This window comes from Klebsiella sp. SWET4, assembly GCF_024296565.1.
Classification (GTDB): Bacteria; Pseudomonadota; Gammaproteobacteria; order Enterobacterales; family Enterobacteriaceae; genus Klebsiella; species Klebsiella variicola.
Map to the genome: position 1 here is coordinate 587,186 of NZ_JANCOB010000001.1, position 22,578 is coordinate 609,763.

Here is a 22,578-nt window from a genome sequence, read left to right on the forward strand (position 1 = left end):
GTAAAATTACCTGAAGATTCCAGAAAAGGCATTTTCAGTCAAAGTAAAAGATACCCTTCATGGCGCAATAACCACTCTTTTCGCTGCACGCCCCCGGCATAGCCGGTCAGGGTGCCGTTACGCCCGATGACCCGATGACAGGGCACCACGATACTCACCGGATTGGCGCCATTGGCGGCCCCCACGGCGCGAGCGGCGCCGGGGCGTCCGAGCGCCTCGGCCAGTTGGCCATAGTGCATCACCTGGCCGCAGGGGATATCGCGTAACGCCTGCCAGACCTGGCGCTGGAACGGGGTGCCGGCGGTGGCGGTAGCCAGGGTATCGATAATCGCCAGATCGCCGGCGAAATAGTCGTTCAGCTTACTGCTGAGGCCGCCTGGGTTGCGGCAGTCGACGCGCTGATAGCCTTCCCGTCGATAGTGAACGTCGAGCAGGGTTTCCATCCGATCGCGGTGCTCGTCCCACTCGACGGCGCGCAAATTAAACTGTTCGTCGCAAAGTACCCACAGCGGCCCCAGCGGGGTATCCATTTTATCCTGCAGCAAGGTCAACATCGTTTCTGTCATCCACCATCGTACATGAGGGGCACACGATACCACGCGCTGACGACAGTCAACTATACTCCCAAAAGATAAAGCCGCATCACGGGCTGGCGCTCTGCCTAAGCCACGATGATTTATTTTTGGATCGATCCTGGCGGGTTATCGGGCATGGTTTTTGCTACTTTTTAACTGACGATACCGGTGCTTCACGCGCCTGGTAGGGTGCTGACGCCTCAGCGCGGCGCTGTTAATCACTCAGAGGTGGGGCTATGCAATATATACTGACTGGCGTACTGGTATTGATCATCAGCGGCTTAGCGATCCACGGTCTGACCCTGGTGTTTGAAAGGGTGTACAAAGCGCTTTTCTATAAATTGGCCAGTGTGGATCATGCGGCCAGCAAAGTGAAAACGAAGGTGTCGCGTTAAGGCTATACGGCCATCCCTGGCCTGCCAGCAGGTTAAGGAAGACGCGGATAGATACCCGGGCCGATCGGCAGTCCCACCAGATACCATCCCACCAGCAACAGCAGCCAGACGGCGAGAAAAATCAGCGGGTAAGGGAGCACCAGCGAGTAGTAGGTGCTGAGGCGGGCATCCGGTCGGTAGCGCTGTAGGAAGCCGAGAAACAGCGGCACAAACGGCGACACCGGCGCCAGCGGCAGCACCGATGAATCGGCGATGCGAAACAGGATCTGCGCAAAGGCCGGGTGAAAGCCCAGCAGCATAAACATCGGCACGAAGATCGGCGCCAGAATCGACCAGATGGCCGAGCCGCTGGCGATAAACATACACAGAAAAGCCGACAGCAGCGCGAGCCCGACAAACGCCGGGACGCCGTTCATCCCGGCGCTCTCCAGCAGGTCCGTCAGACCGACGGCCATAAACTTGCCCATGTTGCTCCAGTTGAACATCGCCACGAACTGCGCCAGCGGGAAGACCATCACGATAAACCCGGCCATCTCTTTCATCGGCTCAATCATCAGCTGCGGCAGGTCGGCCTGGCGGCGAATTTTGCCGGTGGCGATGCCGTATGCCAGCGACACGACAAAGAAGAAAAAGATAATCAGCGGCACGATGCCTTTGATAAACGGCGAGGGCATGACCGTATGTTGAACCGGGTCGCGAAGAATACCGTTCTCGGGGACCACCATCAGGGCGACGACCGCCACGAATACCAGCGTTGCCACGCCGGCGATGCGCAGGCCGAAACGCTCCTCGGGCGTCAGCGTCTGCAGCTTTTCATCACGACTGCCTTGCCACTGGCCCAGCCGCGGCTCCACCAGCTTATCGGTGATCAGTCCGCCGACGAGCGTCAGAACGATCACCGAGGTCGCCATAAAGTACCAGTTGTCGATCACGCTGACGTGCAAAGAGGCATCGATGGATTTTGCCGCCTCGGTGCTGATCCCCGAGAGCAGTACGTCGGTGGTGACAATCAGTAAATTGGCGGTAAAGCCGCAGCCCACGCCGGCAATCGCCGCCAACAGGCCGGCGACAGGATGCCGACCGACGGCGAGGAACATCAGCGCGCCCAGCGGCGGCATAATTACCAGCGCCGCGTCAGAAGAGATATGGCTGAAGAAGGCGATAAACAGCACCATATAGCTGGCATAGCGGGCGCTGACGTGAGAGGCCATCTTCACCATCAGCGCGGGTAACAGGCCCACCCGCTCGGCGAAGCCGGCGCCCAGCACCAGGGCGAGGATCGCCCCCAGCGGCGCGAAACCGCTGAAGTTTTTAATGACGTTGGGCAAAAACCAGTGCAACCCTTCCACACTGAGCAGATTTTTGACCACCACCCGTGAACCATCCGTAGGGTTCTGCACCCCGACGTTGAAGGCGGAAAGTATCGCCGTGGCCGCGATCAGCGCCACGATAAGATAGATAAACAGCAAAAACGGGTGCGGGACTTTGTTACCGATCTTCTCTACCCAGCCATAGCGCTTTCCGCCGGGGGAAGACGACGGTATGGATGACATACTCATGGGCGTTCCTCTGTTGTCGTTGTTGTGTTGGGCAGGCCTGCTCCCGTACTGCCGGCGGTTATTATGGTCGGTGCGTGCCGCGATGCCGGTCAGCGTTGGCCAGGAGTAGCCTGTCTTAAGTGGTTATCGTAAAACGGACGGACTCACCTCCGCCGGGATCGGGCAACGATAGGGGCGTTCGGCCAGTACCTGCCTGAGTTCTTGTTGGCTGGCCGCCAGCAGGGCGCTGTCGCTGAATAAACGGATCGCGGTCGCCGCGAGCACTTTCCCCGCCAGCAACATCCCTTTATGGGCAATGGAGGTTCTGCCCTGGCTCACCAGCTGCCAGCTGTGCAGCGGGGTTCCCACCGCGAAGCACGGGCTGAAGCACTGAGCCACCGGCGCTTTCCAGCTGACATCGCCGACGTCAGTGGAGCCGGCGAGGACGTTATCCGTGGCCGCCCAGGGCGCCACCTCATCAATCAGCAGCGTGTCGCGGTGGCGACGAGCGAACGTTTTGCCTTCCTCCCCACTGGTGCCGGCAATATTGTTCAGGCTGTTGTTAATATCGTTGGCGCTGAGGGTGGCGCGTATCGCCGCGGCAAAAGCGCGCTCCTCGTCGCTCCAGGCGGGGGTACCGTAATGACAGACCGCCTGATACATCGCCGCCTCAAGCGTGCGGTTGGGGAGATAGCTGGAGCAGGCTTTTTCAAAGCGGCAGCTGACCTGGGTCTCGGTCATCAGCGCGGCCCCCTGAGCAATCTTCTCGATGCGGGCGAAGATCTCCTCCGCGTCGGCCATCTCCGGCGCACGGATCAGATACAGAACTTCCGCCTGAGCCTGCACCACGTTGGGCGAGACACCGCCGGTATCGGTAATGGCATAATGGACCCGCGCCTTCTCGATGATATGTTCATTGAGGAAGTTGCTGCCGGTGGTCATCAGAGTGACGGCATCCAGCGCGCTCCGGCCCAGGTGCGGCGAATTCGCAGCGTGGGCGGCGGTGCCGGTAAAACGCCATGTCGCCTGAATATTGGCGAGGGTGCGGGTGCTGAACATCCCGGCCCAGGCTTCCGGATGCCAGGTCAGCGCCGCATCGACATCATCAAACAACCCTTCGCGCACCATAAAGGTTTTTCCCGATCCGCCTTCCTCGCCGGGACAACCATAGAAGCGCAGCGTGCCCGCGCCGCCATGCTGTTGCAGCCAGGCTTTGGCGGCGACCGCCGCGGCGAATGCCGCCGTACCGAGCAGATTGTGCCCGCAGCCGTGGCCGTTGGCTCCCGGTGTCGAGGGTGTCGGTTCCGCGCAGTGCGCCTGCTGGCTGAGGCCCGCCAGGGCGTCAAATTCGCCGAGCAGGGCAATCACCGGTTGGCCTTCGCCGACGCTGGCGATAAAGGCATTCGGGATCCCACCCGCATCGCGAGTGAGCTGGAAACCTTCTGCCTCCAGCGCATCCGCCAGGCGTTGGGCGGACCAGTACTCCTCAAAGCGGGTCTCCGGGTGATCCCAGATGTCATCGGCGATGGCGCAGTACGCCTCGCGTCGCGTCTCAATCATCTCGTCCACAAACTGAAAAATGGCTTCCATTACACCCCCCGCTGCCAGGGAAAGTTAAGCGCGATACGCGCCAGAGTTTCTACCGCTAGCGCCATGACGCTCTCGTCGAAGTCAAACTTCTCGTTGTGGTGACCGGCGCTCAGTTGGGTGCCGAAGATCATGTACGAGGCGAGGCCGCCGCGCGCCTGGACCCGGGCCATCATCAGGGTGGCGTCTTCCGAGCCCGCCGGGGCGGCGATACGATCCACCGCCTGTTGCACGCCGGGCACACGGGCGGCCTGTTCGCGCAGATAGTCCACCCACGCCGGCGACGGCGCGCTGGCGGTCGCCGCACCCATCATGCGTAGTTCGTAGCGGGCTTCGTACATCGCCGCCGCCCCGGCGATGACGTGCTGCGCCCGCTCGAACACGTACTGGTTAATGGCTTCGCTTTCACCGCGGGTTTCCACTTTTAACAGCGCGGAAGAGGGCACCACGTTGCGCCCGGTGCCCGCCTGCATCACCCCGACGTTGACCCGCGAGGCGCCGGCGCTGTGCGGCGGGATGGCGTGCAGGCCAAGAGCGGCCTGGGCGGCGGCCAGCAGCGCGTTGCGCCCCTCCTCCGGCTTGCCGCCGGCGTGGGCGGCCACGCCGCTGAACTGCACGTCGAATTTAGTAGTGGCCATAAAGTTGTCGCCACCGCAGACGACGGTACCTGCCGGCACACCGGTCCCGATATGGATCGCCGTGAAATAATCCACGTCATCCACCACGCCGGCGGCCACCATCGCCCGGGCGCCGCGGGTGCCCTCTTCAGCGGGCTGGAAAATCAGTTTGATCACCCCGTTGAGCTGCGCGGCATACTGCTTCAGGACATGCGCCAGGCCCAGCCCGATGGCGGTATGGCCATCATGGCCGCAGGCGTGCATCATGCCGGCGTTGCAGGAGGCGAAATGGTCGCGATGAGGGCGGTGGCTGTCGTCGTGCTGTTCATTGAGGTCAAGGGCATCCATATCGACGCGGAAGGCCAGGGTTGGGCCGGGCCGCCCGGTGTCGAGCGTGGCGACCACGCCGGCGAAACCGCCTTCAAACGCCGGCAGCCAGCGTTCCGGCGCGCCCTGTTCGCGGGCGCGCTCGAAAGCCTGGGCCAGGGTATCCTCGTCCGGCAGCCCCATCCGGCTATCGGCATCGATGACATCGCGCCCCAGCGCCAGCTGATAGCCGAGCCCGTCGAGGATCTCCGCCACCTTGCTGGCAGTGCGGAATTCCAGCCAGCCGGATTCCGCGTGCAGGTGAAAATCACGGCGCCATTGGATCATGGCCGGCGCCAGCTGGTGGAGGTATTCATCAAGTTGCGGCATAGCTCATCCTGTCATAAGTAAAAAATGTGACGGCGTTCACGATGTGATAGCTTTTGTTTATCACTTACGTTTTACAGGCCGTATCCCACTTAACCTGCCATAGCCTGATGGATTACAGTAGATGTGATTTTCTTCTGTCTGATAAACAATGGTTATCACCGAAAGCATGGCATTTCAGATTAAATTTCATCATATCCGCGCCTTCGTCGAAGTGGCCCGGGAAGGGAGTATTCGCGGCGCCAGCCGGGCGCTGGCGGTCTCGCAGCCGGCCCTGACCAAAGCGATTAAAGAACTGGAGGAGGGGCTTTCCGCCCAGCTGTTCGTGCGCCGCAGTCAGGGGGTGGCGCTGACCGAAAACGGCGAAAGCTTTTACCAACATGCGAGCTTGATCCTTGAGGAACTGCGGGCGGCGCAGGACGAACTGCTGCAGCGCCAGGGCGAGCAGGCCGGGCAAATTAATATTGGCCTTGGCGCCAGCGTCGCCCGGTCGCTGATGCCGTCGGTGATCTGTCGCTTTCATCAGCAGCATCCGCAGGTAAAGGTGCGGATTATGGAGGGCCAGCTGCTGGCGATGATCAATGAGCTGCGCCAGGGAGAGCTGGATTTCACCATCAATACCTATTACCCCGGGCCGTACGACCATGAGTTCAGCTTTGAGAAACTGTTTGAGAAACCGTTCGCGGTGTTCGCCCGTGCAGGACATCCTGCGGCGCAGGCCACCTCGCTGGGGGAGTTGATGGGTCACCACTGGACCATGCCGACGCCGCGCGGCAGCTACTTTAAACAGCTGCAGGACCGGCTTAATCAGGCCGGGTTAGCGCCTAAGGTAGATATTGTTTGCGAAACCTTCTCGTCGTGCATTAGCCTGGTGGTGAAAAGTGATTTTCTCAGCATCCTGCCGGTGGAGCTCGGCAACGATCCGCTGATGGCGGACAAGCTGGTGATGATCCCTGTCCGCGACGTCTTGCCGACGGCCACCTATTATCTGATCCAGCGGCGCGATACCCGGCAGACGCCATTAACGGCGTCGTTAATCACGCTGTTTCGCCGCCAAAGCCGACAATTGTTTCCTTAATCGCCCGTCGCGCTCACTTTGCCAGCGAACGCGGCTAAACGCGTTGAGGGGGGAGCGCCGGGCGGCTATAGTAGCTGGCGACAGCCGCTGGAGGAGAGCCCATGAACCTTGATGACAAATCCCTGTTTCTTGACGCCATGGAAGATGTCCAGCCTCTGAAACGTAACAATGACGTGCACTGGCATCCCGGGCGCAACAGCCGGGCCCCGCAGCGCGTCGATACCCTGCAACTGGATAATTTTCTCACCACCGGCTATCTCGATATCGTGCCGCTCGCCACGCCGCTGGAGTTTAAGCGTGAAGGGCTGCAGAGCGGCGTGCTGGATAAGCTGCGGCGGGGGAAATACAGCCAGCAGGCGAGCCTCTCCCTGCTGCGCCAGCCGGTGGAACAGTGCCGACAGATGCTCTTCGCCTTTATGGTGCAGGCGCAGAAAGAGGGGTTACGTAATGTGCTGATCGTTCACGGCAAAGGCCGCGACGACCAGTCCCACGCCAATATTATCCGCAGCTATCTGGCGCGCTGGCTGGAAGAGCTGCCGGAGGTGCAGGCCTTCTGCGCCGCGCTTCCACATCATGGCGGCAGCGGCGCCTGCTATGTCGCGCTGCGTAAATCGGCCGAGGCGAAGCAGGAGACCTGGGAGCAGCACGCCAAGCGCAGTCGTTAGCGCAGAAGCAGCGTCAGCTCGCGGGCGGCTTTTTGCAGCTCCGGCAGCACGCGATCGATCATCTCGCGGGCCGACATCTGGCCCGCATGCACCCCAACGTTCAGCGCCGCCTGGACCTGCCCCTGAGCGTTAAACAGCGGTACCGCGAGGGAGCGCAGGCCCATCTCCAGCTCCTGGTCGTTGAGGGCATACCCCTGCTGATGCACCCGTTTCAGTTCGGCGCGCAGCTTCGCCACCGAATCCACCGTCTGCGGGGTGTAGCGGATCATGGTCACCCGAGCCAGCATGTCGTTGAGCTTCTCCTCCGGCTGATGGCTGAGCAGCACCCGGCCCATCGAGGTCGCCCAGGCCGGAAGGCGGCTGCCGATATCCAGGTCGATGGTCATAATCCGCGAGCTGGAGGCGCGGGCGATATACAGAATATCGTCCCCGTCGAGGGTGGCGATGGAGCAGGACTCGTTGAGCATTTCGCTCAGATGTCGCAGCACCGGCTGCGCCGAACGCGCCAGCGGCGTCGAGGCCAGCCAGGCGTGGCCCAGCGCCAGGATCCGCGGTCGCAGCTGGAAATTCTTACCGTCTTCGGCATACACGAACCCCAGCTTGCTCAGGGTATACAGGCAGCGGCGCACCGCCGCGCGCGGAATGCCGGTCTTCTGGCTGATCTGCGAGATAGACAGCAGGGGCCGCTGCGGCGTGAACGCCTGAATCACCTCCAGACCCCGCGCCAGGGAGGCCATAAAGTTAGGATCGCCCTTAAACGGATCGCCGTCGCCGGTCAGTAAATCGTCTGGATGCTTGTCCATTTCTGTTCCCCATATTTGCCATCGATCACATTCTTTCGCTAAAGATAACCGATGTTCGATTATCGCACCATATTTCGATTATCGCCCTTGACCGACATCGTTAAGCGGGTCACATTTTGTGCGAACAACGAATAAAAGTGCGATTACCGCACATCACTGGAGCGACCTGATGATTGATAAAAGCGTATCGACGCTGAGCGAGGCCATCGCCGGGATCCACGACGGGGCGACTATTATGATCGGCGGCTTTGGTCCCGCCGGCCAGCCGACCTTTCTGATTGACGCCCTGATTGACCAGGGCGCCCGCGACCTGACCATCATTAATAACAACGCCGGCAACGGGGAAGTGGGTCTCGCGGCGCTGCTGAAAGCCGGGCGAGTACGCAAGATGATCTGCTCCTTCCCGCGCCAGGTGGATTCCCAGATTTTCGATGACCTCTATCGCCGCGGCAAAGTGGAGCTGGAGCTGGTGCCGCAGGGTAACCTCGCGGCGCGGATCCAGGCGGCTGGCGCCGGGCTGGGGGCAGTGTTTACCCCCACCGGCTACGGCACACCGCTGGCGGAAGGCAAGGAGACGCGGGAAATCGATGGTCGCCATTACGTACTGGAATATCCGATTAAAGCCGATTTCGCGCTGATTAAGGCCCATCAGGGCGACCGCTGGGGCAACCTGGTCTATCGCAAGGCGGCGCGCAACTTTGGCCCGATCATGGCGACGGCGGCGAAAACCACCATCGTCGAGGTCTCGCAGCTGGTGCCGCTGGGCGACCTCGACCCGGAACACATCATCACCCCCGGCATTTTCGTCCAGCGTGTCTTCTCGCTGGAAAACCTGACTGCCGCACAACGCGCCTGAGGAGCCCGAGATGCAAAAACTGACCCGTGACGAAATGGCCCAGCGCGTGGCCCGCGATATTCCCGAAGGCGCTTACGTCAACCTCGGCATCGGCCTGCCGACCCGCATTGCCAATTACCTGCCTGCCGACAAAGAAGTGTTCCTGCACAGCGAAAACGGCCTGTTGGGGATGGGGCCGAAACCACAGCCCGGGGAAGAAGATCCCGAGCTGATCAATGCCGGTAAAGAGTATGTCACCCTCCTGCAGGGCGGCTGCTATTTCCACCACGGCGACTCCTTCGCCATGATGCGCGGCGGCCATCTCGATATCTGCGTGCTGGGGGCCTATCAGGTTTCCGCCAGCGGCGACCTCGCCAACTGGAGTACCGGTGCGCCGGATGCGATCCCGGCCGTTGGCGGGGCGATGGATCTGGCCATCGGCGCCCGTCAGGTGTTCGTGATGATGGACCACCTGACCCGTGACGGCGAGTGCAAGCTGGTGGCGCAGTGCAGCTACCCGCTGACCGGCGTCGGCTGCGTCAGCCGGATCTATACCGACCTGGCGGTGATCGACATCACCGACCGCGGCCCGGTGGTACGTGAAATCTTTAACGGTCTCTCTTTTGAAGAGCTGCAGCGCATCACTCCGGTGGCGCTGACCTTTGAACAACTGGCGGAAAGCGCGTAAGGAACCTATGATGAATCAGGCATTTATCTGTGATGCGGTACGTACACCCTTTGGCCGTTTCGGTGGTACCCTGGCGACGATGCGCGCCGACGACCTCGCGGCGCTGCCATTAAAAGCCCTGCTGGAGCGTAACCCGGGACTGGATCCCTCGCGCATTGACGATGTGATCTTTGGCTGCGCCAACCAGGCCGGGGAAGATAACCGCAACGTGGCGCGGATGGCGCTGCTGCTGGCCGGGCTGCCGGAGAGCGTGCCCGGGAGCACCATCAACCGCCTGTGCGGTTCCAGCCTCGATGCGATCGGCGTCGCGGCGCGGGCGATTAAAAGCGGCGAGACGCAGCTGATGATCGCTGGCGGCGTGGAGAGCATGTCCCGCGCGCCGTTTGTGATGGGGAAAGCAGAGAGCGCCTTTAGCCGCAGCATGCAGATGGAGGATACCACCATCGGCTGGCGCTTTATTAACCCGCAGATGAAAGCCCTGTACGGCGTGCATTCCATGCCGGAGACGGCGGAAAACGTCGCCGATGAGTTTGCCATTTCCCGTGCCGATCAGGACGCGTTCGCCTTACGCAGTCAACTACGTACCGCCGCGGCGCAGGAGGCGGGGCGGTTCGCCGATGAGCTGATTGCCGTCCAGGTGCCGCAGCGCAAAGGCGAGCCGCTGCTGTTTAGCCGCGATGAGCACCCGCGCAGTACCTCGCTGGAGGCGCTGGCTAAACTGCGCGGCGTGGTGCGCGCCGACGGCAGCGTCACCGCCGGTAACGCCTCCGGCGTTAACGATGGCGCCTGTGCGCTGCTGCTGGCCAGCGAGACGGCGCTGGCGGCTCACGATCTTCAACCGCTGGCCCGGGTGGTCGGCGTGGCGACGGCGGGTGTTGCGCCGCGGATCATGGGCTTTGGCCCGGCGCCCGCGGTGCGTAAGGTGCTGGCGCAGACCGGCCTGACATTAGCCCAGATGGATGTCATCGAACTGAATGAAGCCTTCGCCGCTCAGGCGCTGGCGGTGACCCGTGATCTGGGCTTACCGGATGATGCCGCCCACGTGAACCCTAACGGCGGGGCGATCGCGCTGGGCCACCCGCTCGGTGCCTCCGGCGGCCGGCTGGCGATGACCGCGGCTTATCAGCTGAAACGGACCGGCGGCCGCTACGCCCTGTGCACCATGTGCATCGGCGTCGGACAGGGGATCGCCCTGATTATTGAACGTGTTTAAGGAGCCAGAATGAGTTTGTTGACCCCAATGCTGCGCAGCAGTCCGCTGACCGACTGGTTCAGCGACGCGCAGCGGGTGCAGGGCATGCTGGATTTTGAAGCGGCGCTGGCGCAGGCGCAGGCCGTCTGCGGGATGGTGCCGCCGGAAGCGGTCGGGCCGATTGTCGCGGCCTGCCGCCACGAGACCATCGATTTTGCCGCGCTGGGCGAGGCGGCGGTGGGGGCCGGTAACCTGGCGATCCCGCTGGTGAAACAGCTGACGGTACAGGTAAAAGCGCGAGATCCCGAGGCTGCGCGCTACGTCCACTGGGGAGCCACCAGTCAGGACGCCATCGACACCGGACTGGTGCTCCAGCTGCGCGGGGCGCTGGATGCCGCTGAGACCTTGCTTGAGCAGCTGTTGGCTGCCCTGGCTCTCCAGGCGGATCGTTATCGCGATACTGTCATGCCGGGTCGGACCTGGATGCAGCATGCGCTGCCGGTGACCTTTGGCCTGAAGCTGGCGGGCACCCTCGACGCGCTCCTGCGCTGGCAGCAGCGGCTGCGCGAGATGCGTCCGCGGCTGCTGGTGCTGCAGTTTGGCGGCGCCGCGGGCACTCTGGACGCGCTAAAAGAGAAAGGGCCGGCGGTTGGCCAGGCGCTGGCGCAGATCCTCGGTCTGTCGCTGCCGGATACCCCGTGGCACAGCCAGCGCGATCGGCTGCTGGAGGCGGGCGCCTGGTTTGCCGGTGTCTGCGGTACCCTGGGGAAATTCGCTAACGACTTCTCCCTGCTGATGCAGACCGAAGTGGCTGAGGTCGGCGAGCCGGTGGCGGAAGGCCGCGGCGGCTCATCGACGATGCCGCATAAGCGCAATCCGGTGGCCTGCGCGGCGATCCTGACCGCCGCCCAGCGTACGCCGGGGCTGATGGCGACCCTCTACGCCAGCCAACTCCAGCAGCACGAGCGGGCGCTGGGCGGCTGGCAGGCGGAGTGGGAGACGCTGCCGGAGCTGATTACCCTGGTGGGTGGGGCGCTGGCGCAAAGTGAAGCGCTGGTGCGCGATATGCAGGTCTTCCCGCAGAAAATGCGTGCCGATCTCGATATCACCCACGGGCTGATCATGGCCGAGGCGGTGACCCTGGCGCTGGCGGAATTCATCGGCAAAGCCGAGGCGCATCATCATATCGAGGCGCTGTGCCGTCAGGCGCTGGACCGTCACTCTCCGCTGGTCGATCTGCTCGCGGCTGACCCACAGGTCAGTCAGTATCTCTCTCATGAACGCTTAACCACGCTGCTGGACCCGGCAACGGCGACCGGCAGCGCCGAACGCTTTGTGCGCCAGGTGCTGGCGCGTTATCAGGAGCAACGTGATGAATCTTGATTATCAACTCGACGGGCCGGAGGGCGCGCCGGTTATCGTCCTCTCCAACTCGCTGGGCACCACCCGGGCGATGTGGCAGCCGCAGATCGCGGCGTTAACCGCCCATTTTCGGGTGCTGCGCTATGACACCCACGGTCACGGTAATACAACGAAAAATGGCAAAGTGACCCTCGCCCAACTGGGGGAAGATGTGATTGCGCTGCTCGATCACCTGAATATCGACCGCGCCTGGTTCTGCGGGATCTCGATGGGCGGTCTGACCGGCCTGTGGCTGGGACGCTTTGCGCCAGAACGTTTTTATGGTCTGGCCGTTGCCAACACCGCGGCGCGCATTGGCGATCAGGCCAGCTGGCTGTCGCGGGCGCGGGCGGTACGCCAGGAGGGAATGGCGGTGGTGGCCGCCGGGGCGGCGGATCGCTGGTTCACTCATGCGTTTCGCCAGAAGGCGCCGGAGGTGGTGGAGGCGCTATGCCACCAGTTAACCCATACCGACGTCGAAGGCTATGCCGCCTGCTGCGAGGCGCTGGCCGCCGCCGACCTGCGGGGCGAAGTGGGGCAGATCCCGCTGCCGACATTAATTATCGCCGGTGAAAGTGACCCTGTCACTACGGTCAGTGACGCCAGTTTCCTGCAGCAGCAGATCCCCTCTTCCCAGGTGGTGGTGCTGGCGGCATCGCATCTGTCAAACATTGAGGCGCCGAAAAGCTTTACTTCGGCGCTGCTAAGCTTTTTCCAGGGGGAACGCCATGGAGGATAAACAGCGCTATCAGGACGGAATGACGGTACGGCGCAAAGTATTGGGCGACGCCCACGTCGACCGTACCCTGCAGCATCTGACGCCGTTGAATGACGAGTTTCAGAACTTTATCACCCGCTACGCCTGGGGTGAGACCTGGACCCGTCCGGGGCTCGACCACCACACCCGCAGCATGATCACCATTGCCATGCTGATTGCTCTCAATCGCGAGGCGGAGCTGAAGATGCATCTGCGCGCGTCGTTTAACAACGGGGTCACCCGCGATGAGCTGAAAGAGTTGATCATGCACTCTGCGCTGTACTGTGGGCTGCCGGCGGCGAATGCCACGATGCATCTGGCGCAGCAGGTGTTTGACGACATCGACGCCGCGCAGGGTTGAGTCGTCGTCCGAGTCGGATTGCCCGGCAGTCGTTGTAGGCCGGGTAAGGCGCAGCCGCCACCCGGCGAAATAACGGCACAACCGGAAATGTCCCTGTTCGCACTATGTTTGGCAGGGCTACAACTTCTATGTTAATTCCGGGCAGATTGCGCTCCCGGTTGATCTTCTGCGTTATGTCTCTTATGGCGCGGGGAGCGCACAGGGGGCGGCCAGTCGCCGCCGCCCCCTGTACCCCCGGGCTCCGGCCAGCAAAATCGCCACTGCGTGGTACCTTCGACTTATCCCTGCAGGCTTCGGGTCGGGCCGAGGCAGCGTCCGTGCAAAACACGGCCCTCAGCCCGCATCCATGCGGGCTGCCCCGGCCTTCCGGGAACGTCTCAGCGATTTTGAGGCCGCCAGCACCGGCAGTTTCAGTCGCGCAAGTGGGTAAATGAGTGACAGGTCGCACGAACCCCAGGCCGGGTAAGGCGTAGCCGCCACCCGGCGAAATAACGGCACAACCGGAAATGTCCCTGTTCGCACTATGTTTGGCAGGGCCACAACGTTTGGCAGGGCTACAACTTCTATGTTAGTTCCGGGCAGATTGCGCTCCCGGTTGATCTTCTGCGTTATGTCTCTTATGGCACCGGGAGCGCACAGGGGGCGGCCAGTCGCCGCCGCCCCCTGTACCCCCGGGCTCCGGCCAGCAAAATCGCCGCTGCGCGGTCCCTTCGACTTATCCCTGCAGGCTGCCCCGGCCTTCCGGGAACGTCTCAGCGATTTTGAGGTCGCCAGCACCGGCAGTTTCAGTCGCGCAAGTGGGTAAATGAGTGACAGGTCGCACGATCCGTAGGCCGGGCAAGGCGTTAGCCACCGCCCGGCACAAGCGCGGCTCTGCGCTGGCTGTTCTTGCTCAGCGGTGAAGCCGCCACCCGGCGGAAATGCCGCTATATTATCCCTTATTTCTCAGGCTCCTGCGGCGCGACGGCTGGGGCGTCGTACCAGGCCTCCTGCGGCACCACCACCGCCGCCTTGGGCTGCATCACAAAGTTCGGCGACATAATCTGCACGCCGAATTCGTTAAACACATCAATAATACTGCTATGCAACGCGTTGCGGCCATCCGGCAGCTTAGTTGTGGGGAGCAAGCGCACCTGCAGCTCATACGCGGTGTACCAGTCAAGCAACCCCAGCTTGCGAACTATCGGGGCGATTTGTTGATCCACCCCAGGGGTGCGTCTTGCCGCCAGCTCCAGCAGCGCATGCACCTGACGCCACGGCGTATCGTAGCCGATGGTGACGCTGGTGGTGAGATTGAACCCGCCGTCGGTGCTCTCGGCGCTGAGATTAATAATTTTCCCGCTCACCACCACGGCGTTCGGGACGGTGACAATGTAATTCTCACGGGTGAGGATCTTGGTCGCCAGCACGCCAATCTCGCTGACCTGTCCCTCATTGTCGGCGAGGCGGATCCAGTCGCCTTTGCGCAGCGCCCGGGAGTAGATCAGCACCAGGCCGCTCATCGCATGGGTCATCACCCCGGTCGACCCGAGAGTCAGCATCAGGCCGAAGAACACGCTAATGCCTTTGAAGGCGAGGGAGTTGGCGCCGGGGAGGAACGGGTAGGCGGCGGACAGGGCAAACAGCCAGATGACCACCGAGATCAACCGGCGGGTGGCGCTGACGGTTTCCGGATGGATGCCCGGCACCTGAATGCGGCCGGCGGCGACCTGGTCGAGAGCCACTTTCACCAGGCGAATGATGAGCCAGGTGATCAGGAAAATAAGCACCACGATCATCAGCCCCGGCAGGGAGGCGACAATCGACAGGGAGAGATCGCGGATCACGCCCAGCGACCAGTCGCCCAGCGATTCACTCCACACCCGTGTCCAGGGAAACAGATTGAAGGCCCAGCTCAGCCAGAGATAACTGGCCAGCATACCGACGAGAATGACCAGCACAGCATAGAGTCGAAGTTCAATATTGCCGAGATAGCGCCGCCAGTGCTGCGGGATAGCGCTGCGTTTTTCAAGGATCCGCAGCAGGAAAAAGCGCCGTACCCGCCGCCAGGCGCGGAAGGCGCCGTAGTAAAACAGCGCCAGCAGCAGCCCTCCGGCCAGCGCTTTGCCGGCGGAGAGCAGCAGATAACGGTCGTTGAACTGTTCCTGCAGGCTGGTGCGCTGGGCCTCCATTCGCGCCAGCACCCGCTGGGCCGCCTGGTCGAGGGTTAAATCATCGCCCTCATCGAGATCCGCCTGGCTCAGCAGCAGCACCGGTTTGCCGTTCATCAGGAACAGCCGGCCTGGCTGACCATAGCGGATAACCGGCATGACCCGCAGCGGCTGGCGGATATCATCCTCGGTAAACGCGCGCAGGGCGCTGCGGGTACGCAGGACGCGCTCTTCGGGCGTGGTCTGGCCGAAAGTAGCCTGCAACATGACGACAGGTTGATGGAAAATCGTGACCGTGCGTGCCTGCTCGCGGGCGGTCGGCTGCTGTCGCGGTTCGGCAGCCAGCGCCGGCTTTAGCACCAGCAGCGCCAGCGCCCAGAGGATCACCACGCTCATCCTGTTCATAGAGGCACCTGAGAAAGAGAATTATTGTTATTTTTCAGCAAACAACGGACGGCTTGTAGTTGAGCATAGCCTGGCGCGAAATGAATTCAAGCTGGCGCGGCGTGGGCATAAAAAAAGCCGTCGCCCAAACGGCGACGGCCTGATATCAGCGTCAGAAGTGAGCGTTAGCCGTGCTGTTGACAGCCGGCACACTGCTTATTCTGGATCTGCTGGAAGAAGTCGTTACCTTTATCATCAACCAGAATAAACGCCGGGAAATCTTCCACTTCGATTTTCCAGATAGCTTCCATCCCCAGTTCCGGATAGGCCACGCACTCGAGGCTCTTAATGCTCTGCTGGGCGAGCACTGCTGCCGGGCCGCCAATGCTGCCGAGGTAGAAGCCGCCGTGTTTATGGCAGGCATCGGTCACCTGCTGGCTGCGGTTGCCTTTCGCCAGCATTACCATGCTCGCGCCGTGCGACTGCAGCAGATCGACGTAGGAATCCATGCGGCCTGCGGTGGTCGGACCGAGGGAGCCGGAGGCATAACCGGTCGGCGTCTTCGCCGGGCCCGCGTAGTAGATCGGGTGATCTTTGACGTACTGCGGCAGCGCCTCGCCGTTATCAATAAGCTCCTTCAGCTTGGCGTGGGCGATGTCGCGGGCCACGATAATGGTGCCGTTGAGGCTCAGGCGCGTGGAGACCGGGTGCGCCGACAGTTGCGCCAGGATTTCGCTCATCGGCTGATTCAGGTTGATGCTGACGACATTGCCTTCACCCTGCTGACGCAGATGTTCAGGGATATATTTCCCCGGATTGCTCTCCAGCTTCTCGATCCAGATGCCGTCGCGGTTGATTTTGGCTTTGATGTTGCGGTCGGCGGAGCAGGAGACGCCCATGCCGATCGGGCAGGAGGCGCCGTGACGCGGCAGACGGATCACCCGGATATCGTGAGCGAAGTATTTCCCGCCAAACTGCGCGCCGAGGCCGAGGTTCTGCGCTTCCTGCAGCAGCTCCTGCTCCAGCTGGACGTCGCGAAACGCCTGACCGTGCTCGTTGCCTTCGGTCGGCAGGCCGTCGTAGTAGCGGGTGGAGGCCAGCTTCACGGTCTTCAGCGTCGCTTCTGCCGAGGTGCCGCCGATCACAAACGCGATATGGTATGGCGGGCAGGCGGCGGTCCCGAGGGTACGCATCTTCTCGACCAGATAGTTTTTCAGCTTCGCCGGAGTGATCAGCGCTTTGGTTTCCTGATAGAGATAGGTTTTATTGGCGGAACCGCCGCCTTTCGCCATACACAGGAACTTATACTCTTCACCGTCGACGCTGTAGAGATCGATCTGCGCCGGCAGGTTGGTGCCGGTGTTGACCTCTTTATACATATCCAGCGGCGCGTTCTGTGAGTAACGCAGGTTATCTTCGGTATAGGTGTTGTAAACGCCCTGCGCCAGGGCGGCTTCATCGCCACCGCCGGTCCAGACGCGCTGGCCTTTTTTACCCATGATGATGGCGGTGCCGGTATCCTGACAGGTCGGCAGAATACCTTTGGCGGCGATTTCGGAGTTGCGCAGGAACTGTAGCGCCACGTATTTGTCGTTTTCGCTGGCTTCCGGGTCGAGCAGAATCGAGGCGACCTGCTGCTGATGGGAGACGCGCAGCATAAAGGCGGCGTCGTGGAAGGCCTGCTGGGCGAGCAGGGTCAGCGCCTGCGGCTCTACTTTCAGAACCGGCTGGCCGTCAAATTCGGCGACAGAGACGTGCTCTTTGCTGAGCAGATAGTATTCGGTATCGTCGTGCGCCAGCGGGAACGGATCCTGATAAACAAACGGTTTAGTCGACATAGTCACTTACTCCATAAAGATAAAAACCGCCGGGGTGGTCCCGGCGGTTATGAATCAGAACATCATGGACATCCACGGATAGCCAATCAGCAGCAGGGCGGCCAGGAAGATGGCGCCAAAGATGGTGCCGAGGCGCCAGTAGTCTTTGGTCGGCAGGTAGCCGCTGCCGTAGTAGATTGGGCTTGGGCCAGTACCGTACGGGGTGATAATCCCCATCACGCCCAGCGAGGTGACCATCAGCAGGACGAACACTTCCATATTCATACCCGGAATGGTGGCCGCAATAGTCAGCATGGCCGGCAGCAGGGCAGTGGTGTGCGCGGTGGTGCTGGCAAACAGGTAGTGCAGCAGGTAGAACGCCAGCAGCAGGACGATGGTCGCCACGCCTGGGGAGATACCGCCCATCAGCGCGCCGCCCTCTTTACCCAGCCAGGCGATGAAACCGGTGGAGGAGAGGCCGTCGGCCAGCGCCACCAGGGTGGCAAACCAGACAAAGGTGTTCCACGCCGCTTTGTTGTTGGTGATGTCGCTCCAGGAGAGCACGCCGGTCCACAGCATCAGGACGATAACCAGCAGGGCGGCCAGCGCGGGTTCAATCCAGTCGGCGGCGAAGATCCACATCATCAGCGCGAAGCAGACGAACACCAGCAGCAGAATTTCATTACGCGACAGTTTGCCCAGTTTTTCCAGCTCACGCGCGGCCCACAGCGGCACTTCGTTATTGATTTTCACTTCCGGCGGATAGAACCAGTAAGCCAGCAGCGGCATAGTCAGGATCAGCAGGACACCGAGCGGCAGGAAGGCGATGAACCAGGTCCCCCACGAGATGTTGATGCCGACGATGCTTTTTACCAGCGCCAGGGCCAGCAGGTTCGGTGCCAGCGCTGACAGGAACATCGAGCTGGTGATACAGGCGGCGGTGATCGCCACCCACATCAGATAGGAACCGATTTTACGCGCGCTCGGGTCGTTTGGTTTTGAACCGTACAGCGGCGGCAGGTTGGCAATAATCGGGTAGATGGTACCGCCGCTGCGCGCGGTGTTAGACGGCGTAAATGGCGCCAGCAACAGGTCAGCAAAGGTGATGGCGTAGCCCAGCGTCAGGCTGCGACGGCCAAGATATTTCACCAGGATCAGCGCCAGGCGGCGGCCAAACTGGGTTTTATCGTAGCCGGCGGCGAACATGAACGCGCCGAAGATAAGCCAGACCGTGGAGTTGCCGAAGCCGCTCACCGCCCATTTAAAGGAGGCGCCGGCCAGCTTGAAGCTCGGGGCGGCCATCTGTTCCGGGCTGAACAACAGCCACTGGCTACAGAGGGCGATCACCACCACGCCGGTGATGCCGATAACGGCGCCAGGCAGCGGTTCAAAAATTAACCCGACGATTACCCCGACGAAGATGGCGAAGTAGTGCCAGGCGTACGGCGGCAGGCCATCGGGGACGGGAACAAACAGTAACAGCACAGCGACGATAATCGGCAGCGCCATCATCAGGAGACGTTTTTTAGTCGCAGTCGTTGGATTGACTGCACCGGCAGGCGGTATGGTTGTCTTTTTCTCTTTCATAATGAGTATCTGCAAGTTGTTGAAAATAGCGTTTACGCCAGCGGCATGCTCAGTGATTTCTTTAATTACAAAAGTTACTTTAGTTTTTATTTTTCGTTTCTGAGTATCGTCAGGGCGTTTATTTAACGCGTTTGTCTGGGCGTTAAATTAAATTTGTTGGTTATTTATATATTGCGCTTTCAATGGCCGTTGCAATTGATCGAGATCAAGAAAAGCAGGTGATTTCACTATTTTTTTATTATCAGTATAACCCTATATGATGAGGTGTTAATTTGGCTAAAATATCGATAAATGTTAAAATAAAAATGAACATTTAATGCTGAATTTATAAATTATTTTCGTAACTATATGAAAACAAGTGTTTTTATTGAAATTGGCGATCGTTTTTAATGTTAACATAAGTATCTAAAATGTTATCGTACATTTGTATTATGTAAATGCTATTTATTATTTTAATAATACAATAGAGGTAGCGATGTTATTGTTGGGGTTAAATAGTTTTATAACTAACGTAATTGATTTAGTAACTAAAAAACACGCTATATTATTGGCATGACAACAGGAATTAAAAAACCAAAACCATTAATGATTCCGTCACCCCATTCTGAGTTTTTAATATTTTAAAATCTGGAGCGTAACTTATGACCAGTAACGAACGAATTCTGCAGCCATTTACTTTACCAAATGGTACGGAGCTGAAAAACCGTTTGCTCATGGCGCCGATGACCACCTGCACCGGTTATTTCGATGGGACTGTCACCAGCGAGCTGGTGGAGTACTATCGCGCTCGCGCCGGCAGCATCGGCACCATTATTGTCGAGTGCTGCTTTATTGATGACTACGGCCTGGCCTTCCCGGGTGCGATCGGCATCGATAATGATGAAAAAATTGCCGGCCTGGCGAAAATCGCCGAGGCGATCAAAGCGCAAGGTTCAAAAGCGATTCTGCAGATCTATCACGGCGGACGCATGGTCGACCCGCAGCTGATCGGGGGGCGCCAGCCGGTGGCGCCAAGCGCTATTGCCGCGCCGCGTGAGGGCGCCGCGATGCCGCGGGCGCTGAGCGGAGAAGAAGTGGAAGGGATGATCGCCAAGTTTGGCGACGGCGTCCGTCGCGCCATTCTCGCCGGCTTCGACGGCGTCGAAATTCACGGCGCCAACACCTACCTTATCCAGCAGTTCTATTCGCCGAACTCCAACCAGCGCGACGACGAGTGGGGCGGTAGCCGCGACAATCGCGCCCGTTTCCCGCTGGCGGTCCTCGACATCACCCACAAAATGGCCCGCCAGTACGCTGACGATGCCTTTATCATCGGCTATCGCTTCTCGCCGGAAGAGATGGAGGTCCCGGGGATCCGCTTCGACGACACCATGTATCTGCTGGAAAAGCTGGCTGCCCGCGGTGTCGATTATCTGCACTTCTCGGTGGGCGCGACCCTGCGTCCCTCTATCGTCGATACCAGCGATCCAACACCGCTGATCGAGAAATACTGCGCGATGCGCTCTGAAACCCTCGCCCAGGTGCCGGTGATGGGCGTCGGCGGGGTGGTGAACGTTGCTGATGCCGAGCTGGGCCTCGATCACGGTTATGACCTGATCGCCGTGGGCCGCGCCTGCATCGCCTATCCGGACTGGGCGGCTCGTATCGCCGCCGGTGAAGAGCTGGAGCTGTTTATCGACAGCACCCAGCGCGAGGCGCTTCATATTCCGGAACCGCTGTGGCGCTTCTCGCTGGTGGAAGCGATGATCCGCGACATGAGCATGGGCGACGCTAAATTTAAGCCGGGGATGTTTGTTGAAACCGTTCAGGATGACGCCAATGAACTGGTGATCAACGTTAGCCTCGAAAATGATCATATTGCCGATATTGAACTGGCGGCGAGCCCGGTGCAGACCGTCGAGTTCACCACCAGCTTCGAAGAGATCCGCGAACGTATTCTGACCGCCAACACCCCGCACGTGGACGCCATTTCCGGTGCTACCAGCCAGAGCGAAGCGGTGAAAAAAGCGGTCGCTAAAGCGATGCTGAAATCCAGCAAAGCGCTGGCAGCGGAAGAGGGCGGCAATGACGCCGCGCCGAAAAGTTATGACGTGGTGGTGGTCGGCAGCGGCGGCGCCGGCCTGGCGGCAGCCATTCAGGCTCACGACGAAGGCGCCAGCGTCCTGATCGTCGAAAAAATGCCAACCATCGGTGGCAACACCATCAAGGCTTCCGCCGGGATGAACGCCGCGGAAACTCGCTTCCAGCGGGTCAAAGGTATTCAGGACAGTAAAGAGTTGTTCTATCAGGAAACCCTGAAGGGCGGCCACAATAAAAACAACCCGCAGCTGCTGCGTCGCTTCGTGGAGAATGCGCCGCAAGCCATTGAGTGGCTGGCGGACCGCGGCATTATGCTCAACGACATCACCACCACCGGCGGGATGAGCATTGACCGTACCCACCGTCCGCGCGACGGATCAGCGGTCGGCGGCTATCTGATTAGCGGCCTGGTGCGCAACATCACCAAACGCGGGATCGACGTCCTGCTGGATACCTCGGTGGAAGAGATCCTGATGAGCGGGGATGAGGTGAGCGGTGTACGTCTGGTCAACGACGAAAAAGAAGTCATCGAAGTGCAGACCAAAAGCATCGTAGTGGCCACCGGCGGCTTCAGCGCCAACAGCGCGATGGTGGTGAAGTATCGTCCGGACCTCGACGGTTTCGTGACCACCAACCACAAAGGGGCGACCGGGAGCGGTATCGCGCTGCTGGAACGCATTGGCGCTGGCACCGTGGATATGGGCGAAATTCAGATTCACCCCACCGTCGAACAGCAGACTTCGTACCTGATTTCCGAATCGATTCGCGGCGGCGGCGCTATTCTTGTTAACCAGCAGGGGAACCGCTTCTTTAACGAAATGGAGACCCGCGATAAAGTCTCGGCGGCGATTATCGCCCTGCCGGAACACTATGCGTACATTGTCTTTGACGAGCATGTGCGGGCGAAAAACAAAGCTGCCGATGAGTACATCGCCAAAGGCTTCGTCACCAGCGCCAGCTCCCCGCGTGAACTGGCGGAGAAACTGGGGATGGATTACCATGCCTTCCTCGCCACCCTCGAGTGTTACAACGGGGCAGTGGAAAAACAGCATGATGAACAGTTTGGCCGCACAACCGCGCTGCGCGCGCCGATTAACGAAGGCCCGTTCCATGCCATTCGCATCGCCCCCGGGGTGCACCACACCATGGGCGGCGTGACCATTAACACCGATGGCGAAGTGCTGAACGTTGACCAGCAGCCGATCCACGGCGCCTACGCCGCCGGTGAAGTGGTGGGCGGGATCCACGGCGGCAACCGCATCGGCGGTAACGCGGTCGCGGATATCATCATCTTCGGTACCCTCGCGGGCCACCAGGCGGCGAAACGTGCCAGAGGATAACAGGTAATTGCTGATGCCGGGCTGGTGCTTTTGCCG

The 22,578-nt window shown here is 60.6% G+C and carries 18 protein-coding genes; 10 read left to right on the forward strand and 8 right to left on the reverse strand.

All coding sequences use genetic code 11. From position 1 onward, the window contains the following. Positions 1-38 precede the first annotated feature (38 nt). Positions 39-554 (reverse strand): methylated-DNA--[protein]-cysteine S-methyltransferase, encoded by a 516-nt coding sequence (ogt, locus tag NKJ21_RS03090; RefSeq protein ID WP_012541887.1) that lies wholly within the window; start codon positions 552-554, stop codon positions 39-41. Between the two features lie 257 nt (positions 555-811). On the opposite strand from ogt, the gene NKJ21_RS03095 reads away from it, so the two are divergent. Beyond that, the gene (locus tag NKJ21_RS03095; protein ID WP_012541886.1) at positions 812-970 is read left to right on the forward strand and encodes a hypothetical protein; all 159 of its coding nucleotides are present in this window, start codon (positions 812-814) and stop codon (positions 968-970) included. Positions 971-1,002: 32 nt separating this feature from the next. Here the strand turns inward: NKJ21_RS03095 and abgT are convergent, their stop codons facing one another. The 3 genes from abgT to NKJ21_RS03110 form a co-directional block, all read right to left on the reverse strand. Then, complete coding sequence (gene abgT, locus NKJ21_RS03100) at positions 1,003-2,529, reverse strand: p-aminobenzoyl-glutamate transporter (protein WP_239270379.1); 1,527 nt, start codon at positions 2,527-2,529, stop codon at positions 1,003-1,005. Between the two features lie 123 nt (positions 2,530-2,652). Then, complete coding sequence (locus NKJ21_RS03105) at positions 2,653-4,098, reverse strand: M20 family metallopeptidase (RefSeq protein ID WP_117138220.1); 1,446 nt, start codon at positions 4,096-4,098, stop codon at positions 2,653-2,655. After that, positions 4,098-5,408 (reverse strand): M20 family metallo-hydrolase, encoded by a 1,311-nt coding sequence (locus NKJ21_RS03110; RefSeq protein WP_032735491.1) that lies wholly within the window; start codon positions 5,406-5,408, stop codon positions 4,098-4,100. The genes NKJ21_RS03105 and NKJ21_RS03110 overlap by 1 nt, the downstream gene beginning before the upstream one ends. 166 nt (positions 5,409-5,574) lie before the next feature. On the opposite strand from NKJ21_RS03110, the gene NKJ21_RS03115 reads away from it, so the two are divergent. Next, complete coding sequence (locus NKJ21_RS03115) at positions 5,575-6,483, forward strand: LysR family transcriptional regulator (protein ID WP_254732697.1); 909 nt, start codon at positions 5,575-5,577, stop codon at positions 6,481-6,483. 101 nt (positions 6,484-6,584) lie between these two features. Continuing rightward, positions 6,585-7,148 carry a DNA endonuclease SmrA gene (gene smrA, locus NKJ21_RS03120; RefSeq protein ID WP_064143855.1) on the forward strand — a complete coding sequence of 188 codons (564 nt, stop codon included), beginning with the start codon at positions 6,585-6,587 and terminating at the stop codon, positions 7,146-7,148. Here smrA and NKJ21_RS03125 read toward each other — a convergent pair. Continuing rightward, positions 7,145-7,951: an IclR family transcriptional regulator C-terminal domain-containing protein gene (locus tag NKJ21_RS03125; protein WP_008805055.1), complete on the reverse strand. Its 807-nt coding sequence runs from the start codon at positions 7,949-7,951 to the stop codon at positions 7,145-7,147. The two genes, smrA and NKJ21_RS03125, sit on opposite strands and share 4 nt — an antisense overlap. A 169-nt stretch (positions 7,952-8,120) precedes the next feature. Here NKJ21_RS03125 and NKJ21_RS03130 point away from each other — a divergent pair, with 169 nt between their 5' ends. From NKJ21_RS03130 to pcaC, 6 genes are read left to right on the forward strand one after another with little or no spacing between them, the layout of a single operon-like run. Then, positions 8,121-8,807, forward strand: a complete 687-nt coding sequence (locus NKJ21_RS03130; protein ID WP_008805054.1) for a 3-oxoacid CoA-transferase subunit A — start codon at positions 8,121-8,123, stop codon at positions 8,805-8,807. Positions 8,808-8,817: 10 nt separating this feature from the next. Next, complete coding sequence (locus tag NKJ21_RS03135) at positions 8,818-9,474, forward strand: 3-oxoacid CoA-transferase subunit B (RefSeq protein WP_012541879.1); 657 nt, start codon at positions 8,818-8,820, stop codon at positions 9,472-9,474. Between the two features lie 10 nt (positions 9,475-9,484). After that, positions 9,485-10,687, forward strand: a complete 1,203-nt coding sequence (pcaF, locus tag NKJ21_RS03140; protein WP_008805052.1) for a 3-oxoadipyl-CoA thiolase — start codon at positions 9,485-9,487, stop codon at positions 10,685-10,687. Between the two features lie 9 nt (positions 10,688-10,696). Then, entirely contained in the window at positions 10,697-12,049 is a 1,353-nt protein-coding gene (locus tag NKJ21_RS03145; protein WP_047666528.1) for a 3-carboxy-cis,cis-muconate cycloisomerase, read from the forward strand. Continuing rightward, on the forward strand, positions 12,039-12,806 hold the full coding sequence (pcaD, locus tag NKJ21_RS03150; protein ID WP_047666529.1) for a 3-oxoadipate enol-lactonase: 768 nt from the start codon (positions 12,039-12,041) through the stop codon (positions 12,804-12,806). The genes NKJ21_RS03145 and pcaD overlap by 11 nt, the downstream gene beginning before the upstream one ends. Next, positions 12,796-13,185, forward strand: a complete 390-nt coding sequence (gene pcaC, locus NKJ21_RS03155) for a 4-carboxymuconolactone decarboxylase (RefSeq protein ID WP_239270380.1) — start codon at positions 12,796-12,798, stop codon at positions 13,183-13,185. Before pcaD ends, pcaC begins: the two co-directional genes overlap by 11 nt. A 938-nt stretch (positions 13,186-14,123) precedes the next feature. On the opposite strand, the gene NKJ21_RS03160 is transcribed toward pcaC, so the two are convergent. The 3 genes from NKJ21_RS03160 to NKJ21_RS03170 all read right to left on the reverse strand — a co-directional run bounded on the left by NKJ21_RS03160 (position 14,124) and on the right by NKJ21_RS03170 (position 19,123). Further along, a complete protein-coding gene (locus NKJ21_RS03160; protein ID WP_254732699.1) occupies positions 14,124-15,740 on the reverse strand; it encodes a mechanosensitive ion channel family protein in 1,617 nt (538 codons plus the stop codon). 164 nt (positions 15,741-15,904) lie between these two features. Next, the gene (fumA, locus tag NKJ21_RS03165) at positions 15,905-17,557 is read right to left on the reverse strand and encodes a class I fumarate hydratase FumA (protein WP_008805047.1); all 1,653 of its coding nucleotides are present in this window, start codon (positions 17,555-17,557) and stop codon (positions 15,905-15,907) included. A 54-nt stretch (positions 17,558-17,611) separates the two neighbouring features. Continuing rightward, a complete protein-coding gene (locus tag NKJ21_RS03170; RefSeq protein WP_012968326.1) occupies positions 17,612-19,123 on the reverse strand; it encodes an anion permease in 1,512 nt (503 codons plus the stop codon). Between the two features lie 641 nt (positions 19,124-19,764). On the opposite strand from NKJ21_RS03170, the gene NKJ21_RS03175 reads away from it, so the two are divergent. Further along, the gene (locus tag NKJ21_RS03175) at positions 19,765-22,542 is read left to right on the forward strand and encodes a flavocytochrome c (RefSeq protein ID WP_008805045.1); all 2,778 of its coding nucleotides are present in this window, start codon (positions 19,765-19,767) and stop codon (positions 22,540-22,542) included. Positions 22,543-22,578 lie beyond the last annotated feature (36 nt).

Bases quoted from the DNA above. Each gene is read 5' to 3' on its own strand.
- ogt (WP_012541887.1), bottom strand. From the start codon at position 554: ATGTTGACCTTGCTGCAGGATAAAATGGATACCCCGCTGGGGCCGCTG.
- NKJ21_RS03095 (WP_012541886.1), top strand. From the start codon at position 812: ATGCAATATATACTGACTGGCGTACTGGTATTGATCATCAGCGGCTTA.
- abgT (WP_239270379.1), bottom strand. From the start codon at position 2,529: ATGAGTATGTCATCCATACCGTCGTCTTCCCCCGGCGGAAAGCGCTAT.
- NKJ21_RS03105 (WP_117138220.1), bottom strand. From the start codon at position 4,098: ATGGAAGCCATTTTTCAGTTTGTGGACGAGATGATTGAGACGCGACGC.
- NKJ21_RS03110 (WP_032735491.1), bottom strand. From the start codon at position 5,408: ATGCCGCAACTTGATGAATACCTCCACCAGCTGGCGCCGGCCATGATC.
- NKJ21_RS03115 (WP_254732697.1), top strand. From the start codon at position 5,575: ATGGCATTTCAGATTAAATTTCATCATATCCGCGCCTTCGTCGAAGTG.
- smrA (WP_064143855.1), top strand. From the start codon at position 6,585: ATGAACCTTGATGACAAATCCCTGTTTCTTGACGCCATGGAAGATGTC.
- NKJ21_RS03125 (WP_008805055.1), bottom strand. From the start codon at position 7,951: ATGGACAAGCATCCAGACGATTTACTGACCGGCGACGGCGATCCGTTT.
- NKJ21_RS03130 (WP_008805054.1), top strand. From the start codon at position 8,121: ATGATTGATAAAAGCGTATCGACGCTGAGCGAGGCCATCGCCGGGATC.
- NKJ21_RS03135 (WP_012541879.1), top strand. From the start codon at position 8,818: ATGCAAAAACTGACCCGTGACGAAATGGCCCAGCGCGTGGCCCGCGAT.
- pcaF (WP_008805052.1), top strand. From the start codon at position 9,485: ATGAATCAGGCATTTATCTGTGATGCGGTACGTACACCCTTTGGCCGT.
- NKJ21_RS03145 (WP_047666528.1), top strand. From the start codon at position 10,697: ATGAGTTTGTTGACCCCAATGCTGCGCAGCAGTCCGCTGACCGACTGG.
- pcaD (WP_047666529.1), top strand. From the start codon at position 12,039: ATGAATCTTGATTATCAACTCGACGGGCCGGAGGGCGCGCCGGTTATC.
- pcaC (WP_239270380.1), top strand. From the start codon at position 12,796: ATGGAGGATAAACAGCGCTATCAGGACGGAATGACGGTACGGCGCAAA.
- NKJ21_RS03160 (WP_254732699.1), bottom strand. From the start codon at position 15,740: ATGAACAGGATGAGCGTGGTGATCCTCTGGGCGCTGGCGCTGCTGGTG.
- fumA (WP_008805047.1), bottom strand. From the start codon at position 17,557: ATGTCGACTAAACCGTTTGTTTATCAGGATCCGTTCCCGCTGGCGCAC.
- NKJ21_RS03170 (WP_012968326.1), bottom strand. From the start codon at position 19,123: ATGAAAGAGAAAAAGACAACCATACCGCCTGCCGGTGCAGTCAATCCA.
- NKJ21_RS03175 (WP_008805045.1), top strand. From the start codon at position 19,765: ATGACCAGTAACGAACGAATTCTGCAGCCATTTACTTTACCAAATGGT.